The following is a 15,870-nucleotide window of genomic DNA, read 5'->3' as shown; positions in this document are numbered from 1 at the left end:
GGGGGCGGCGACCGGCTCCTTTGCCCTCCGGGCCCCGCAAGGGCGCCACGGCCGGGCGGCACGACACGAAAGGGGTACGGATGACCAGCAGCATCCCCGCACTCGGCACCCGAACGGCCGAGGACGGCTCCGCGCTCCAAGCCGTGCTGCTCGACATGGACGGCACTCTGGTGGACACCGAGGACTTCTGGTGGCAGGCCGAGCGGGAGATCTTCGCCGAACTCGGCCACAGCCTGCACGAGGGCCACCGCGAGGTGGTGGTCGGCGGCCCGATGTCGCGCAGCGCCGCGTATCTGATCGAGGCCACCGGGGCCGGCATCACCCTGCCGGAGCTGTCGGTCCGGCTCAACGACCGCTTCGAGGAACTCGTCGGGCGCGGGGTGCCGCTGATGCCGGGCGCGGCGAGGCTGCTGGCGGAACTCGCGGCCCACGAGGTGCCGGCGGCCCTGGTGTCCGCCTCGCACCGGCGCATCATCGACCGGGTGCTGACGTCCGTCGGCGCGGAGCACTTCGCCCTCACCCTGGCCGGCGACGAGCTGGAGCGGACGAAACCGCACCCCGACCCGTACCTGCTCGCCGCGGAGAAACTCGGGGCCGACCCGGCGAGATGCGTCGTCGTGGAGGACACGGCGACGGGGGTCGCGTCGGCGGAGGCCGCGGGCTGCCGGGTCGTGGCGGTGCCGTCGATCGTGCCGATCGAACCGGCCCGCGGCCGTACGGTCGTGTCTTCTCTCGAAGAAGTCGACCTTCCTTTTCTCCGCGGACTGATCACGGGAATGCGCTGACGCGGTGCGCCGGAGGGCCCGTCACACAAAGACGGGGGAAGGCGCCGGGAACTCTCAGCACCGGTCCGGTGATTTTGGGTGATGCGTTCGCCTGGTGAATTACCGGCGGTACGGATGATGTTGAACGAGTGACGTTCGTCACGCGCCAGGGGGTCGACGGGGGCGGGGGTGAGGCGTTCGAGGGGGTCGGTGCGGCCTGGTTGCGCACCCTTCTGTCCGCATTGTTCTACGGCCGCGTAAAACGTTCCGCCGTCCGGATAGTGGACGGCGGCCCGCTGTTATCAGTGCGTTATAGGGGTTGCACTTCGGCCTGTTCCGGCATCCGTCGCGGCGCCTACTAATGTTTCGTGAGAACTTTGCCGCAACCCCTGTGACCAGTACACCCGACGTCGGTATGGTCCCGGGATCGATCGCAATGCAGGAGACCGCCGACGATGAACCGCAAGACCCTGGTGCTGCCGGCCGTGGCCGGCCTGCTGGCTCCCCTCCTGGCCGCCTGCGGCAGCTCGGAGGACGCCGGTGACGGCGCCGACCCCATCGTCGTCGGGACGACGGACCAGTTCGTGCTCACGGAGGAGAACCCCGCGCCGTTCGACCCCGCCCTCGCCTACGAGGCGGCGGCCTGGAACGTCCTGCGCAACACCTTCCAGACGCTGATGGCGCTGCCCCGCTCCGGCGGCGAGCCGGTGCCCGAGGCCGCCTCCGAATGCGGCTTCACCGACCGGCACAACGAGCAGTACCGCTGCACCCTGCGCAGCGGGATGAAGTTCGCCAACGGGCACGAACTCACCGCCGAGGACGTGAAGTTCTCCATCGAGCGCACCCTGGGCCTGAAGGAGCCGAACGGCCCGGTCTCGCTGATCTCCAACATCGACAAGGTCGAGACGCCCGCCGGGAACGAGATCGTCTTCCATCTGAAGTCGCCCGACGCGACGTTCCCGCACAAGCTCGCCACGCCCGCCGCGGCGATCGTCGACTCCGAGGTCTACAACAGGGGCGGGGTCCGGGACGGGTTCGCGGTCGACGGCTCCGGGCCGTACACCCTCGAGGTCGAGGAGAAGGGCGGGGCGGTGACCTCTGCCCGCTTCGTCCGGAACCCGAACTACAAGGGCCAGTTGGAGCCGCAGAACGACGAGGTCGAACTGCGCGTCATGCCCGGCTCCGACGCGATGGAGAAGGCGCTGCGGAGCGGCGACATCGACGTCATGGCGCGCAGCATGTCCCCGGAGCAGATCGCCCGGCTCGAGCGCGGCCAGGACGAGGACATCGACCTCGTCGAGATGCCCGGCCAGGAGATCCGCTACCTGGTGTTCAACACCGAGGACCGGGTGCTGGGCAAGGAAGCCGTCCGGCGCGCGGTGGCCCAGGTCGTCGACCGTCAGGAACTGGTCAGGGACGTCTACGAGCGCTCCGCCGAGCCGCTGTACTCGCTGGTTCCCAAGAGCGTCGGCTCGCACGTCAACTCCTTCTTCAACAAGTACGGGGAGCCGGACGTCGGCGCCGCCCGCGAGACACTGTCCCGCGCGGGCGTCGACACCCCGGTGAAGTTCGAGCTGACGTACACCACGGACCACTACGGCCCGGCCACGGCCGAGGAGTTCGAACTGCTCCGGAAGCAGCTGAACGACACGGGTCTGTTCGACGTAACGGTGAAGGGTGTCGAGTGGAAAACCTTCCGCCCGGCCCAGAGCAAACAGGAGTACGCGGCCTTCGGGATGGGCTGGTTCCCGGACTTTCCGGACCCGGACAACTTCACCGCCCCGTTCTTCGCCAAGGACAACTTCCTCAGCTCGCCCTACCGTAACGAGGAGATCAGCACCCAGCTGATCCCCAAGACGCGCCGGCAGACCGAGCGGGCGGGCGCGGCAAAGGACTTCGAGCGGCTGCAGAACATCGTGGCCGACGAGGTCCCGGTACTGCCACTGTGGCAGGGCAAGCAGTACGTCGCGGCCCGCGACGGCGTCACCGGCGTGGAATGGGCAATCAACTCCTCGTCCGTACTGCAGCTGTGGGAGCTCGGCCGCTCGGCCGGCTGACCAGGCGCGGTACCCGCGGGGCCGGTCGTGCTAATTCGAGAAAAGTGTGAGGAAAGGTGCGCGTGAGGAATCGTCATCGCCTGCTCGCTGTCCCCGCCGCCGTAAGTCTGGCGGCCGGACTGCTGGCCGGTTGCGGTATGGGTGATGGTGAATCGGCCGGCACGGGGGAGCCGATCGTCATGGGAATGACGGACGAGATCGCCGCGACCGATCCTGCGTCCGGTTACGACCCGGGCTCCTGGCTGCTCTTCAACAACGTCTTCCAGTCGCTGATCAGTTTTCCGCGCGGCGGTACGACGCCTCAGCCGGAGGCGGCGAAGAGCTGCGGCTTCCAGGACGAGTCCAGCAAGGTCTACCGCTGCGAACTCCAGGACGGCCTGAAGTTCTCCAACGGCAACGACCTGACGTCCGAGGACGTCGCGTACTCGTTCCGCCGGACGCTGAAGATCAACGACGACAACGGCCCCGCCGTGATGCTGACGTCGATCAAGGACATCGAGACGCCGGACGACAAGACCGTCGTCTTCAATCTCAAGTACCCGGACGCGACCTTTCCGATGAAGATCGCCTCCGGCGCCGGTTCCATCGTGGACCACCGCGAGTACGAGATGGACAAGCTCCGCACGGACGGCAAGGCCGTCGGCTCGGGCGTCTACCGGCTCGACTCGTACCAGAAGGGCCGGCAGGCCGAGTTCTCCGTGAACCCGGACTACAAGGGACCCGCCAAGGTCCAGAACTCCGGCATGACGATGAAGCTCTTCCAGGGCGAGCAGGCCGCGCTGAAGAAGGCCCTCGTGGACGGCGAGATCGACCTCGCCTACCGGGGCCTCGCCATGAAGGACATCGCCGACCTGGAGACCGCCGTGTCCGAGGACAAGGCGGGCCTGGAAGTCGTCGAGGGCACCAGCGCCGAGGTGCAGCACCTCGTCTTCAACCTGGACCACCCGGTGGTCGGCAAGGCCGGGGTGCGCGAGGCGATCGCCTATCTGGTGGACCGCAGCGCGCTGGTGCGCGACGTCTACAAGCGCACCGCGAAGCCGCTCTACTCGATCGTCCCGGCGGGCATCACCGGCCACAACACGGCCTTCTTCGACGTCTACGGCGACCGGCCGCAGCGCGACAAGGCCGAGGAAGCCCTCCGCTCCGCGGGCATCGAGGGCAAGCTCAAGCTCACCCTCTGGGCCACCCCGACCCGCTACGGACCGGGGACCGTGCCCGGGTTCAAGGAGCTGGCCCAGCAGCTCAACGCGAGCGGGCTGTTCGACGCCGATGTGAAGAGCGTCGAGCTGGAGGAGTACGAGAAGGGCATCGCGGACGGCGAGTACGGCGTCTACGTCAAGGGCTGGGTGCCGGACTACCCGGACCCGGACAACTTCACCTCCCCGTTCTTCGGCGAGGACAACGTGCTGTCGAACAACTACGAGTCGAAGCGCATCGTCCAGCAGCTGATCCCGACCACGGCCGCGGAGGCCAACCGGGCCGCCACCGCCCGCAGCTTCGACGAGCTGCAGAACATCGTGGCGGAGGAGCTGCCCGTGCTGCCGCTGTGGCAGGGCAAGCAGTACGCGGTCGCCCGGGAGAACATCAACGGGCTGGAGTGGACGCTCGACGCCTCGACGGTCTTCCGGTTCTGGGAGATCTCCAAGAACTCGGAGGGCTGACACGCACACCGGCGCGTCCGGGGACGGTCCGACAGGCCGTCCCCGTTCGCGTGCCCGGGCCGGTACCGCGCTCACCGGGCGGGCGCCGCGCTCACCGGGCCGGTACCGCGCTCACCGGGCGGGCGCCGCGCTCACCCCGTCGGCACCGGGCCCACCGGGTGCTCACTGGGAGCCCGGCCGTACCAGTCCGCTCTCGTAGGCGTACACCGCGGCCTGCACCCGGTCCCGCAGGCCGAGCTTGGTCAGCACATGCCCGACATGGGTCTTGACGGTCGTCTCGCTGACGAACAGGTCCGCCGCGATCTCGGCGTTGGAAAGCCCCTTCGCCACCAGCTTCAGCACCTCCACCTCACGCTCCGTCAGCGTGTGCAGGGTGTCCGGCACCGACTCGTCCCCGGAGGGCAGCTTGCCGGCGTACTTGTCCAGCAGCCGCCGGGTGATGCTCGGCGCCAGCATCGCCTCGCCCGCGGCGACCACCCGGATGGCCTGGACGAGCTCCTGCGCCGGGGCGTCCTTGAGCAGGAAGCCGCTCGCACCCGCGCGCAGCGCCTCCACCACGTACTCGTCGAGGTCGAAGGTGGTCAGCACCAGGACCTTCGCCGGGCCGTCCCGGCCGGGCCCGGTGATCTGCCGGGTGGCCTCGACGCCGTCCATCCGCGGCATCCGGATGTCCATCAGCACCACATCGGGCTGGAGCGCCCGCACCTGGTCGAGGGCCTGCACCCCGTCGCCGGCCTCACCGACGACGGCGAGGTCCTGCTCGGCCTCCAGGATCATCCGGAAACCGGTGCGGAGCAGAGGCTGGTCGTCGACCAGTAGGACGCGGATCGCCACAGGAGATCTCCTTCGCTAGACCTGCCCCATTCTGCCTTGGTCCGGGAGGCCCGGAGCCGCCGGTCCGGACGGCGCCGGGACGACGGGAAGCAGCGGATACGGCGGAGGGGTGCCGCCGAACTCCGGGCACACCGCCCGGTGGTCGCACCAGTCGCACAGGCGGTTCCGCCGCGCCCGCCAGTCGCCGGTCTCCGTCGCCCGCCGGATCGCGTCCCACAGCGCCAGCAGCTTGCGCTCCACGCTCCGCAGGTCCGCCTCCACCGGGTCGTACGTCAGCACGTCCCCGCTGCCCAGATAGACGAGCTGCAGCCGGCGCGGAACCGTGCCGCGCAGCCGCCAGAGCACCAGGGCGTAGAACTTCATCTGGAACAGGGCGCCCTCGGCGAACTCGGGCCGCGGTGCCTTGCCGGTCTTGTAGTCGACGATCCGCACCTCGCCGCCCGGCGCGATGTCGATCCGGTCGATGATGCCGCGCAGCTTGAGACCGGAGTCAAGGGTGGCCTCCACGAACAGCTCGCGCTCGGCGGGCTCCAGCCGGGACGGGTCCTCCAGCGTGAACCACCGCTCGACCAGCCGCTCCGCGGACTCCAGCCACCCGGCCAGCCGCTCCGGGTCCACGCCCCCCGAGCCCTCCCCGTCGCCGCCCCCGTCGCCGCCCCCGTCGCCGTCAGTGCCGCCGGCCCCCTCCGTGCCGCCGTCGCCGTCCGCCCCCGGCGCCCCGCCGGAGCCGTCCCGCGAGGCGAACAGCCCGGCCAGCTCCGGCCGCCCGGCGAGCAGCCGCTCCCACTCGCCCGCGACCAGCGACCGGGCACGCGGAGCCGTACGCTCCGCCGCGGGGCTGTCGAAGAGCCGCTCCAGCACCGCGTGCACCAGGGTGCCGCGGGCCGCCGCCTCGCTGGGCTTCTCGGGCAGCCGGTCGATCACCCGGAAGCGGTAGAGCAGGGGGCAGGTCATGAAGTCGGCCGCGCGCGACGGCGACAGCGACGACGGCCGCGCGGCCGCCGCGGACCGCCGCCGGCCGGCCGTCCCGCCGCCGCTCCCGCGGCCCTCCGCTTTCTCGGTGCTCGTTCCCATGGCGCAGACCCTACGGCCCGCCGGTGACATCGGTCCGCATACCATCGACGCAGACCTCCTCGCGAGGGCCGAGCCGACGAGAGGACACCGTGGAAGAGAGCGGCGGGAGCGGGAAGCCGCAATCCGGCGGCACCGGCGACGGACCCGCGTCCGGCCCGGGCGACCGCGAGCCGGGACGGCCGAGGAGGGCCGGGGGCGGCATCCTGATGGGCCGTCCGTTCGGCGTGCCCGTCTACGTCGCGCCGAGCTGGTTCCTGGTGGCGGCCCTGATCACCTGGGTCTTCGGCGGTCAGCTGGAGCGCGTGCTGCCGGAGCTCGGCGGCGTCCGCTATCTCGTCTCGCTGTTCTTCGCGGTGGCCTTCTACGCCTCCGTGCTGGTCCACGAGCTGGCCCACACCGTGGTCGCCCTCCGCTACAAGCTGCCGGTCCGCCGCATCCAGCTGCAGTTCTTCGGCGGTGTGTCGGAGATCGAGAAGGAGTCCGAGACGCCCGGCCGGGAGTTCCTGCTGGCCTTCGTCGGCCCGGTGCTCTCCCTGGTCCTGGCCGGCGTCTTCTATCTGGGCATGTACACGGTGGAGCCGGGCACCGTACCGGGCGTGCTGCTGGCCGGACTGATGATCTCCAACCTGATCGTCGCGGTCTTCAACCTGCTCCCCGGCCTGCCGCTGGACGGCGGCCGGATGCTGCGCGCCGTCGTCTGGAAGATCACCGGCAGGCCGATGGCGGGCACCGTGGCCGCCGCCTGGACCGGTCGCGCGCTCGCCGTGGCCGTGCTGGTCGGCCTCCCGCTGCTCACCCACTCCGGCAGCCTCGGCGCCGTGGAGAACATCGACGGCGTCGACACCCTCACCGACGCCCTGCTCGCCGCGATCCTCGCCGCGATCATCTGGACCGGTGCCGGCAACAGCCTGCGCATGGCCCGGCTGCGCGAGCGGCTGCCCGGACTCCGGGCGCGGACGCTCACCCGGCGGGCCGTACCGGTGGCCTCCGACACCCCGCTCTCCGAGGCGCTCCGCCGGGCCAACGAGGCCGGTGCGCGCGCCCTGGTCGTCGTCGACGGGCAGGGCGAGCCGACCGCGCTCGTCCGGGAGGCCGCCGTCGCCGGCGTGCCGGAGCACCGCCGCCCCTGGGTGGCCGTGAGCGGACTCGCCCAGGACCTCAAGCCGGGCATGCGGGTCTCCGCGGAGCTGGCGGGCGAGGAGCTGCTGGAGAGCCTGCGGGCCACCCCGGCCACCGAGTACCTCGTCGTCGAGGAGACCGGCGAGGTCTACGGAGTGCTGTCCACGGCCGACGTCGAGCGCGCCTTCGTCTCCGCCATGGCCCGCCCCCGCGGCTGACCGCGGCCGCCGCGCCGCCCGTGGCGGGAAGGCCCCGGCAGGACCGGTAGGCTGGTCACATGTCCGAACCGACCGGTGCCGCCCGCCGTCGCGGGCCCTTCAAGGTCGGGGACCAGGTCCAGCTCACCGACCCCAAGGGACGCCACTACACGTTCACGCTCGAAGCCGGGAAGAGCTTCCACACCCACAAGGGTGCCTTCCCGCACGACGAGCTGATCGGCGCTCCCGAGGGCAGTGTTGTCCGTACCACCGGGAACGTCGCGTATCTCGCGCTGCGCCCGCTGCTCCCCGACTACGTCCTGTCCATGCCCCGCGGAGCCGCCGTGGTCTACCCCAAGGACGCGGGGCAGATCCTGGCGATGGCCGACATCTTCCCCGGTGCCCGGGTGGTCGAGGCCGGGGTGGGATCGGGATCCCTCTCCACCTTCCTGCTGCGCGCCATCGGCGACCAGGGCATGCTGCACAGCTACGAGCGCCGGGCGGACTTCGCCGAGATCGCCGCGCAGAACGTGCAGCGCTACTTCGGCGCCGAGCACCCGGCCTGGCAGCTCACCGTCGGTGACCTCCAGGACAACATCTCCGACACCGACGTCGACCGCGTCATCCTCGACATGCTCGCCCCCTGGGAGTGCCTGGACGGCGTCTCCAAGGCCCTCGTCCCCGGCGGCATCCTCTGCGCCTACGTGGCCACCACGACGCAGCTCGCCCGCACCGTCGAGGCCATCCGCGAGCACGGCACCTTCAACGAGCCGTCGGCCTGGGAGACCATGGTCCGCACCTGGCACGTCGAGGGTCTCGCCGTGCGCCCCGACCACCGGATGATCGGGCACACCGGCTTCCTGCTCACCGCCCGCCGGCTCGCGGACGGCGTCGAGCCCCCGCTGCGCCGCCGCCGGCCCGCCAAGGGCGCGTACGGCGAGGACTACGTCGCGCAGAGCGGCGGCAGGAGCGGTTCGTCCGGCGCCTCCGGTGCCGCGTCCGAACAGAGCTGACGCACCCCGCGGAGTCCGGTCAACGGGCCCCGTCCGGGGGAACGGGGCGGCCCGGCCGTTCCCGGCGGATGTGACCCGTGGCACAATGCCGGGCAACCCCCTTCGGCTCCGCTTCCACAGGAGACACCCCGCGTGCAGCCCTCGGCCGGCCTTCCGTCCCGCCCCGCCTCCGCAGACCTTCCGCACACCCGCACCCGACCGGTGCACTGGCTCGCCACCACCGCGGCGCTGGCCGCCGTCCTGGGCGGAGCCGCCCTGATCCAGCCCGCCGGCGCCACCGCGACCCCTCCGGTCGCCGCCCGGCACGCCCCGGACCGGGCCGCCGTACCGGTGCCCGAGGGCGCCCCGGACGCGGCGGAGGCCGACTATCCGCTGGACTGCGGCGGCGGGGGAGTGCAGGTGCTCGAGGACGGCGCCTCGGACCTCGACGGCGACGGCCGGGAGGAGACGGTGGCCGTCGTCCGCTGCGAGGCCGGCATGGGGACCCCGCCCAGCGGCGTCTACGTCCTCACGCACGCGGCGGACCCGGGATACCCGCCCCGCGTGCTGGAGACCCTCGTGGACCCGGCGGAGGGCATGACCGTCACGGATCTCGCCGTCGCCGGGCGCACGGTCTCCGCGACCCTGCTCGGCTACTCCTCGAAGGACGTTCCGCGCTGCTGCCCGGACCGGCGGCGCGCGGTCAAGTGGCAGTGGCAGGACGGAAAATTCCGGCTCACCGCACTCCCCGTCACGGGAAGCGTGTGAACGGTCACGCAGCGTCCGGGCCGAAGACTTCCACCTTGTCCGAAATTCGCCGTACGTGGATGCAGTCGCCCGGGCACTCCTTGGCCGAGTCGACGACGTCGTTGAGGACCGGCAGCGGCACCCGGGTCGTCGCTCCGGGCTCCGCCAGCAGCTCGTCGTCGGAACTCTTCACATACGCCAGTCCGTCGATGTCCAGCTCGAAGACCTCGGGTGCGTACTGCGCACAGATGCCGTCGCCGGTGCACAGGTCCTGGTCGATCCAGACCTCGAGCGGCTCTTCCGCGGCGGCCTCCGTGCTGCCCGCGGCTGTCTCTTCCTGCACGCTCATCTCGCCTGCCGTTTCCTGCGTCGGTGGATCAATTGAAGCCAGCCCTGACGGGTGTTGACCGTCCCGACGATACAACCGGTTGCTTTCCCGTGCTCTTGGGTGGGTATTCCCTGGCAAGAGGGAGTACGCAAGGGTGAAGATCGGACACACCCCGGCCGTCTTTGTGATCTAGGGGTTTCAACCAGCACCGGCCCAGGTAGGGTCAGGAAGCGTCCAGCTCCCCTTGGAGGAGGTGAGGACCGTGGCAGCCCACGACGACGACATCAACCGCGGCTTCCGGCCGGGTCGGGGGTCCGAGGACCCCGCAGGCCAGGTCGCCTATCTTGAGCAGGAAATCGCCGTCCTGCGACGCAAGCTCGCCGACTCTCCGCGGCACACGCGGATTCTCGAAGAGCGGATCGTCGAGTTGCAGACGAACCTGGCCGGCGTGTCCGCGCAGAACGAGCGGCTCGCCAACACCCTCCGTGAGGCCCGCGACCAGATCGTGGCCCTCAAGGAGGAGGTCGACCGGCTCGCGCAGCCACCGGCAGGCTTCGGAGTCTTCCTGCAGGCGAACGAGGACGGCACGGCCGACATTTTCACCGGAGGGCGGAAACTCCGGGTCAACGTCAGCCCGGGCGTGGAGCTCGAGGGCCTGCAGCGGGGCCAGGAGCTCATGCTCAACGAGGCGCTCAACGTGGTCGAGGCCATGGAGTTCGAGCGGGCCGGGGACATCGTCACCCTCAAGGAGATCCTCGAGGACGGCGAGCGCGCCCTGGTGGTCGGGCACACCGACGAGGAACGGGTGGTGCGGCTCGCCGAGCCGCTGCTGAACGTCACCATCCGCGCCGGTGACGCCCTGCTGCTCGAGCCGCGCTCCGGCTATGTCTACGAGGTCGTACCGAAGAGCGAGGTCGAGGAGCTCGTCCTCGAAGAGGTCCCGGACATCGACTACGAGCGGATCGGCGGCCTGGGCAACCAGATCGAGCTGATCCGGGACGCCGTCGAGCTACCGTATCTCTATCCCGACCTCTTCCAGGAGCACGAGCTGCGGCCGCCGAAGGGCGTGCTGCTCTACGGCCCGCCCGGCTGCGGCAAGACGCTGATCGCCAAGGCCGTGGCCAACTCCCTTGCCAAGAAGGTCGCCGAGGTGACCGGGCAGCCCGCGGGGAAGAGCTATTTCCTCAACATCAAGGGCCCCGAGCTGCTCAACAAGTACGTCGGCGAGACCGAGCGGCACATCCGCCTGGTCTTCCAGCGGGCCCGGGAGAAGGCCAGCGAGGGCACCCCCGTCATCGTCTTCTTCGACGAGATGGAGTCCCTGTTCCGCACCCGCGGCTCCGGTGTCAGCTCGGACGTGGAGAACACCATCGTCCCGCAGCTGCTCGCGGAGATCGACGGCGTGGAGGGCCTGGAGAACGTCATCGTCATCGGCGCCTCCAACCGTGAGGACATGATCGACCCGGCGATCCTGCGGCCCGGCCGGCTCGACGTGAAGATCAAGATCGAGCGTCCGGACGCCGAGGCGGCGAAGGACATCTTCGCGAAGTACCTCAAGCCGACGCTTCCGCTGCACACCGACGACGTCGCCGAGCACGGCGGCTCGCAGGAGGCGGCGGTGGACGGAATGATCCAGTCCGTCGTCGAGCAGATGTACGCCGAATCCGAGGAGAACCGCTTCCTCGAGGTGACGTACGCCAACGGCGACAAGGAAGTCCTCTACTTCAAGGACTTCAACTCCGGCGCCATGATCCAGAACATTGTGGACCGGGCGAAGAAGATGGCCATCAAGGCCTTCCTCGACCACAACCAGAAAGGCCTTCGCGTCTCCCACCTGCTCGCGGCCTGCGTCGACGAGTTCAAGGAGAACGAGGACCTGCCGAACACCACCAACCCCGACGACTGGGCCCGGATCTCCGGAAAGAAGGGCGAGCGGATCGTCTTCATCCGCACCCTGGTCACCGGAAAACAGGGCGCGGACACCGGCCGGTCGATCGACACGGTGGCGAACACCGGCCAGTACCTGTAAAAGGCACCCCGGCTGCGGATGCCCCTGCGGGCATCCGCAGCCGAGTGCTTTTCGGCAATGAATGAAATGATCTCCCCACCACCGCTGAGGCGTTCTAGGCTCGGGCGTACCGCCGAGCCGCGGAGTGCGGGGACGGGCACCGCACGCGCACCGGAGAGGCAGCGGTACTTGAGCGCCGACCCCGACCGGGGACGGCGCCGGGCAAGGAGGGCCGCATGACCGTACGGCGAGTAATGGGAATCGAGACCGAGTACGGAATCTCCGTTCCCGGGCACCCGAACGCCAATGCCATGCTCACCTCGTCCCAGATCGTCAACGCCTACGCGGCGGCGATGCACCGGGCGCGCCGCGCCCGCTGGGACTTCGAGGAGGAGAACCCGCTGCGGGACGCCCGCGGCTTCGACCTCGCCCGCGAGACCGCGGACTCCAGCCAGCTCACCGACGAGGACATCGGCCTGGCCAACGTCATCCTGACGAACGGCGCCCGGCTCTACGTCGACCACGCGCACCCCGAGTACAGCGCCCCGGAGGTCACCAATCCGCGGGACGCGGTGCTCTGGGACAAGGCGGGCGAGCGCATCATGGCGTCCGCGGCGGAGCGCGCCGCCCAGCTGCCGGGATCCCAGCCGATCCTGCTCTACAAGAACAACACCGACAACAAGGGCGCCTCCTACGGCACGCACGAGAACTACCTGATGAAGCGGGCGACGCCGTTCTCGGACATCGTGCGGCACCTGACGCCGTTCTTCGTCTCCCGGCAGGTCGTCACCGGCGCCGGCCGGGTCGGTCTCGGCCAGGACGGGAACGAGCACGGGTTCCAGCTCAGCCAGCGCGCGGACTACTTCGAGGTCGAGGTGGGGCTGGAGACGACGCTCAAGCGCCCCATCATCAACACCCGCGACGAGCCGCACGCCGACGCGGAGAAATACCGCCGGCTGCACGTGATCATCGGCGACGCGAACCTGTCGGAGGTCTCCACCTATCTCAAGCTGGGCACCACCTCGCTGGTGCTCTCCATGATCGAGGACGGCTTCATCGCGGTCGACCTCGCCGTGGACCAGCCGGTGCGCACCCTGCACGAGGTCTCCCACGACCCGTCCCTGCGCCGGCTGGTCACGCTCCGCAGCGGCCGGACACTCACCGCGGTCCAGCTGCAGATGGAGTACTACGAGCTGGCCCGCAAGTACGTGGAGGAGCGCTACGGCGCTGACGCGGACGAGCAGACCACGGACGTGCTGGCCCGCTGGGAGGACGTGCTGAACCGCCTGGAGCGGGATCCCATGAGCCTGTCCGGGGAGCTGGACTGGGTCGCCAAGCGGGAGCTGCTGGAGGGCTACCGGCGCCGGGACGGCCTGGAGTGGGACGCCGCCCGGCTGCACCTGGTGGACCTGCAGTACGCCGACGTACGCCCCGACAAGGGCCTGTACAACCGGCTGGCGGCCCGCGGGAAGATGCAGCGGCTGCTGGACCCGGGCGAGGTCGAGCGGGCCGTGGGGCAGCCCCCGGAGGACACCCGGGCCTATTTCCGCGGCCGCTGCCTGGAGCAGTACGCCGACGACGTGGCCGCCGCCTCCTGGGACTCGGTCATCTTCGACCTGCCCGGACGGGACTCACTGCAACGGGTGCCCACGCTGGAGCCGCTGCGGGGTACCCGGAACCACGTCAAGGAGCTGCTGGACCGCTGCCGCACCGCGGAGGACCTGCTCAGGGTCCTGTCCGGCGGCTGACCGGCGGCTGACCGGCGCGGCCGGGAAGAGCGGCCGGGAAGCGCGGCTGAAAGGAGCCGCGTCCGGGAATCATGGAGACGACTCCCGGACGTTGAGAGAAGAGCAGAGCCGATGTCGGACCCGGCTTGTAGGGTCTGATCATGACCGCTCCAGCCGGCTGGAGCGAACCCGAGCGGGGTGAGGGATATGGCGACCAAGGACACCGGCGGCGGCCAGCAGAAGGCCAGCCGTACCACCGAGGAAACCGAGGAGACCACGCAGGACGCCCAGGCGTCCGAGGATCTCAAGGAACGCCAGGAGCAGCTGTCGGACGACGTGGACTCCGTACTCGACGAGATCGACGACGTGCTCGAGGAGAACGCCGAAGATTTCGTACGCTCGTTCGTCCAGAAGGGCGGAGAGTAACACCGGCCCTGCCGTCCCGCATCCCTTCCGGGGGGTGCGGGACGGATGACCGTCACGGCCGGGGGTAGGGTCCGTGCAGAATTCCAAGATCCGAGACTGGTGGAAGGAAACGCGTGGAAGCCAACACTCGTAGCACAGGGCGTCTGCCGGCTGCCTTCCTGACGCCCGGCTCGTCCTCGTTCCTGGACTTCCTCTCCGAGCACTCGCCGGAGCTGATCCCGGGCAACAGGACGCTGCCGCCCCTCCAGGGAGCGGTGGAGGCCCCGCACGGGACGACGATCGTCGCGGCGACGTTCCCCGGCGGTGTGGTGCTGGCGGGTGACCGGCGGGCGACGATGGGCAATGTCATCGCCCAGCGCGACATCGAGAAGGTCTTCCCGGCCGACGAGTTCTCGGCGGTCGGCATCGCGGGCACCGCGGGCCTGGCCGTGGAGATGGTGAAGCTCTTCCAGCTGGAGCTGGAGCACTTCGAGAAGGTCGAGGGCGCGCAGCTGTCCCTGGAGGGCAAGGCGAACAGGCTCTCCACGATGATCCGCGGCAATCTGGGGATGGCTCTCCAGGGCCTCGCCGTCGTGCCGCTCTTCGCGGGCTGGGACGTGGACCGCGGCAAGGGCCGCATCTTCAGCTACGACGTCACCGGCGGCCGCTCCGAGGAGGGCGGGTTCGCGGCGACCGGCTCCGGCTCGGTCTTCGCCCGCGGTGCCCTGAAGAAGCTCTACCGCGAGGACCTGGACGAGCGGCAGGCGACGACCCTGGTGGTCCAGGCGCTGTACGACGCCGCCGACGACGACTCGGCGACCGGCGGGCCCGACCTCGCGCGCCGCATCTACCCGATCGTCACGGTCATCACGGACGAGGGCTTCCGGCGGCTCACGAACGACGAGTCCTCGCGGATCGCCCGGGACATCCACGAGCGCCGGCTGGAGCAGCCCGACGGCCCGCGCGCCGAGCTGCTCTGACCGCCGGACGGATCCTCATGCACCAGTCACTGTCACGGACAGAAAGGGACGGATAGCCGGTGTCGACGCCGTTCTATGTCTCACCCCAGCAGGCCATGGCCGACCGCGCCGAGTACGCCCGCAAGGGCATCGCGCGCGGCCGCAGCCTCGTCGTGCTGCAGTACACCGACGGCATCGTCTTCGTCGGTGAGAATCCGTCCCGCGCGCTGCACAAGTTCAGCGAGATCTACGACCGGATCGCCTTCGCCGCGGCGGGCAAGTACAACGAGTACGAGAATCTCCGCATCGGCGGTGTGCGCTACGCCGACCTGCGCGGATACACCTATGACCGCGAGGACGTCACGGCCCGCGGCCTGGCCAATGTCTATGCCCAGACGCTCGGGACGATCTTCTCCAGCGCGGGGGAGAAGCCGTACGAGGTGGAGCTGGTCGTCGCCGAGGTGGGGGAGACGCCCGAGGGGGACCAGATCTACCGGCTCCCGCACGACGGGTCCATCGTCGACGAGCACGGCTCGGTGGCCGTGGGCGGCAGCGCCGAGCAGATCAGCTCCTTCCTCGACCAGCGGCACCAGGAGGGCATGACGCTCGCCGAGGCGCTGCGGCTGGCCGTGCAGGCGCTGTCCCGGGACAGCAACGGCGGCGAGCGGGAGATCCCCGCCGAGCGGCTCGAGGTCGCCGTCCTGGACCGCACACGGCCGCAGAAGCGGAAGTTCAAGCGCGTGGTGGGCGGCCAGCTGGCGCGGCTGCTGGCGGCGGAGGCGGGCTCCCCGGAGGAGACGGAGGCGGGATCCGCCGACGAGGAGGAGACCGGCGGCGGTTCCTCGGGCGGTGATACCTCGGGCGGCGGTTCGTCCGGGAGCGGTTCCCCGGGCAGCGATTCCCCGGGGAGTGGTTCCTCCGGCAACGGTTCCTCGGGCGGCGGCTCCGCTCCGGAGACGCCCGGGAAGTAGCGGCGGCCGCGCGGCCGGCGCCGCCAT

14 protein-coding genes are annotated in these 15,870 nt (G+C 70.2%); 11 read left to right on the top strand and 3 right to left on the bottom strand.

Annotated elements, in window-relative coordinates; all coding sequences use genetic code 11:
• Positions 1-80: 80 nt before the first annotated feature.
• The 3 genes from GCU69_RS05580 (at position 81) to GCU69_RS05570 (ending at position 4,482) form a co-directional block, all read left to right on the top strand.
• On the top strand, positions 81-785 hold the full coding sequence (locus tag GCU69_RS05580; protein ID WP_098751073.1) for an HAD family hydrolase: 705 nt from the start codon (positions 81-83) through the stop codon (positions 783-785).
• 434 nt (positions 786-1,219) lie between these two features.
• Entirely contained in the window at positions 1,220-2,821 is a 1,602-nt protein-coding gene (locus GCU69_RS05575) for an ABC transporter substrate-binding protein (RefSeq protein ID WP_156205287.1), read from the top strand.
• 62 nt (positions 2,822-2,883) lie between these two features.
• Positions 2,884-4,482 carry an ABC transporter substrate-binding protein gene (locus GCU69_RS05570; protein ID WP_235978258.1) on the top strand — a complete coding sequence of 533 codons (1,599 nt, stop codon included), beginning with the start codon at positions 2,884-2,886 and terminating at the stop codon, positions 4,480-4,482.
• Between the two features lie 162 nt (positions 4,483-4,644).
• Here GCU69_RS05570 and GCU69_RS05565 read toward each other — a convergent pair whose 3' ends face one another.
• On the bottom strand, positions 4,645-5,316 hold the full coding sequence (locus GCU69_RS05565) for a response regulator (protein WP_098751070.1): 672 nt from the start codon (positions 5,314-5,316) through the stop codon (positions 4,645-4,647).
• Between the two features lie 15 nt (positions 5,317-5,331).
• Positions 5,332-6,390 carry a RecB family exonuclease gene (locus tag GCU69_RS05560; RefSeq protein WP_408055766.1) on the bottom strand — a complete coding sequence of 353 codons (1,059 nt, stop codon included), beginning with the start codon at positions 6,388-6,390 and terminating at the stop codon, positions 5,332-5,334.
• Positions 6,391-6,479: 89 nt separating this feature from the next.
• Here GCU69_RS05560 and GCU69_RS05555 point away from each other — a divergent pair, with 89 nt between their 5' ends.
• The 3 genes from GCU69_RS05555 (at position 6,480) to GCU69_RS05545 (ending at position 9,466) form a co-directional block, all read left to right on the top strand.
• Positions 6,480-7,727: a site-2 protease family protein gene (locus GCU69_RS05555; RefSeq protein WP_156205285.1), complete on the top strand. Its 1,248-nt coding sequence runs from the start codon at positions 6,480-6,482 to the stop codon at positions 7,725-7,727.
• A 59-nt stretch (positions 7,728-7,786) separates the two neighbouring features.
• The gene (locus tag GCU69_RS05550) at positions 7,787-8,719 is read left to right on the top strand and encodes a tRNA (adenine-N1)-methyltransferase (RefSeq protein WP_098751066.1); all 933 of its coding nucleotides are present in this window, start codon (positions 7,787-7,789) and stop codon (positions 8,717-8,719) included.
• A gap of 132 nt (positions 8,720-8,851) precedes the next feature.
• Positions 8,852-9,466: a hypothetical protein gene (locus tag GCU69_RS05545; protein ID WP_098751065.1), complete on the top strand. Its 615-nt coding sequence runs from the start codon at positions 8,852-8,854 to the stop codon at positions 9,464-9,466.
• Positions 9,467-9,470: 4 nt separating this feature from the next.
• Here GCU69_RS05545 and GCU69_RS05540 read toward each other — a convergent pair whose 3' ends face one another.
• Entirely contained in the window at positions 9,471-9,794 is a 324-nt protein-coding gene (locus GCU69_RS05540; RefSeq protein WP_156205284.1) for a ferredoxin, read from the bottom strand.
• 241 nt (positions 9,795-10,035) lie between these two features.
• On the opposite strand from GCU69_RS05540, the gene arc reads away from it, so the two are divergent.
• The 5 genes from arc (at position 10,036) to prcA (ending at position 15,843) form a co-directional block, all read left to right on the top strand.
• The gene (gene arc / locus GCU69_RS05535; protein WP_098751063.1) at positions 10,036-11,802 is read left to right on the top strand and encodes a proteasome ATPase; all 1,767 of its coding nucleotides are present in this window, start codon (positions 10,036-10,038) and stop codon (positions 11,800-11,802) included.
• 215 nt (positions 11,803-12,017) lie between these two features.
• Positions 12,018-13,529, top strand: a complete 1,512-nt coding sequence (gene dop / locus GCU69_RS05530) for a depupylase/deamidase Dop (RefSeq protein WP_363050781.1) — start codon at positions 12,018-12,020, stop codon at positions 13,527-13,529.
• A gap of 186 nt (positions 13,530-13,715) precedes the next feature.
• Entirely contained in the window at positions 13,716-13,934 is a 219-nt protein-coding gene (locus GCU69_RS05525; protein WP_098751061.1) for a ubiquitin-like protein Pup, read from the top strand.
• Between the two features lie 113 nt (positions 13,935-14,047).
• Positions 14,048-14,893 carry a proteasome subunit beta gene (gene prcB, locus GCU69_RS05520; RefSeq protein WP_098751060.1) on the top strand — a complete coding sequence of 282 codons (846 nt, stop codon included), beginning with the start codon at positions 14,048-14,050 and terminating at the stop codon, positions 14,891-14,893.
• A gap of 59 nt (positions 14,894-14,952) precedes the next feature.
• Complete coding sequence (gene prcA / locus GCU69_RS05515) at positions 14,953-15,843, top strand: proteasome subunit alpha (RefSeq protein ID WP_156205283.1); 891 nt, start codon at positions 14,953-14,955, stop codon at positions 15,841-15,843.
• Positions 15,844-15,870 lie beyond the last annotated feature (27 nt).

The organism is Streptomyces lycii (assembly GCF_009735685.1).
GTDB lineage: Bacteria > Actinomycetota > Actinomycetes > Streptomycetales > Streptomycetaceae > Streptomyces > Streptomyces lycii.
This window is presented reverse-complemented; position numbering and strand designations above follow the sequence as displayed.

Bases quoted from the DNA above. Each gene is read 5' to 3' on its own strand.
- dop (WP_363050781.1), top strand. From the start codon at position 12,018: ATGACCGTACGGCGAGTAATGGGAATCGAGACCGAGTACGGAATCTCC.
- GCU69_RS05540 (WP_156205284.1), bottom strand. From the start codon at position 9,794: ATGAGCGTGCAGGAAGAGACAGCCGCGGGCAGCACGGAGGCCGCCGCG.
- GCU69_RS05575 (WP_156205287.1), top strand. From the start codon at position 1,220: ATGAACCGCAAGACCCTGGTGCTGCCGGCCGTGGCCGGCCTGCTGGCT.
- GCU69_RS05580 (WP_098751073.1), top strand. From the start codon at position 81: ATGACCAGCAGCATCCCCGCACTCGGCACCCGAACGGCCGAGGACGGC.
- GCU69_RS05550 (WP_098751066.1), top strand. From the start codon at position 7,787: ATGTCCGAACCGACCGGTGCCGCCCGCCGTCGCGGGCCCTTCAAGGTC.
- GCU69_RS05525 (WP_098751061.1), top strand. From the start codon at position 13,716: ATGGCGACCAAGGACACCGGCGGCGGCCAGCAGAAGGCCAGCCGTACC.
- GCU69_RS05560 (WP_408055766.1), bottom strand. From the start codon at position 6,390: ATGGGAACGAGCACCGAGAAAGCGGAGGGCCGCGGGAGCGGCGGCGGG.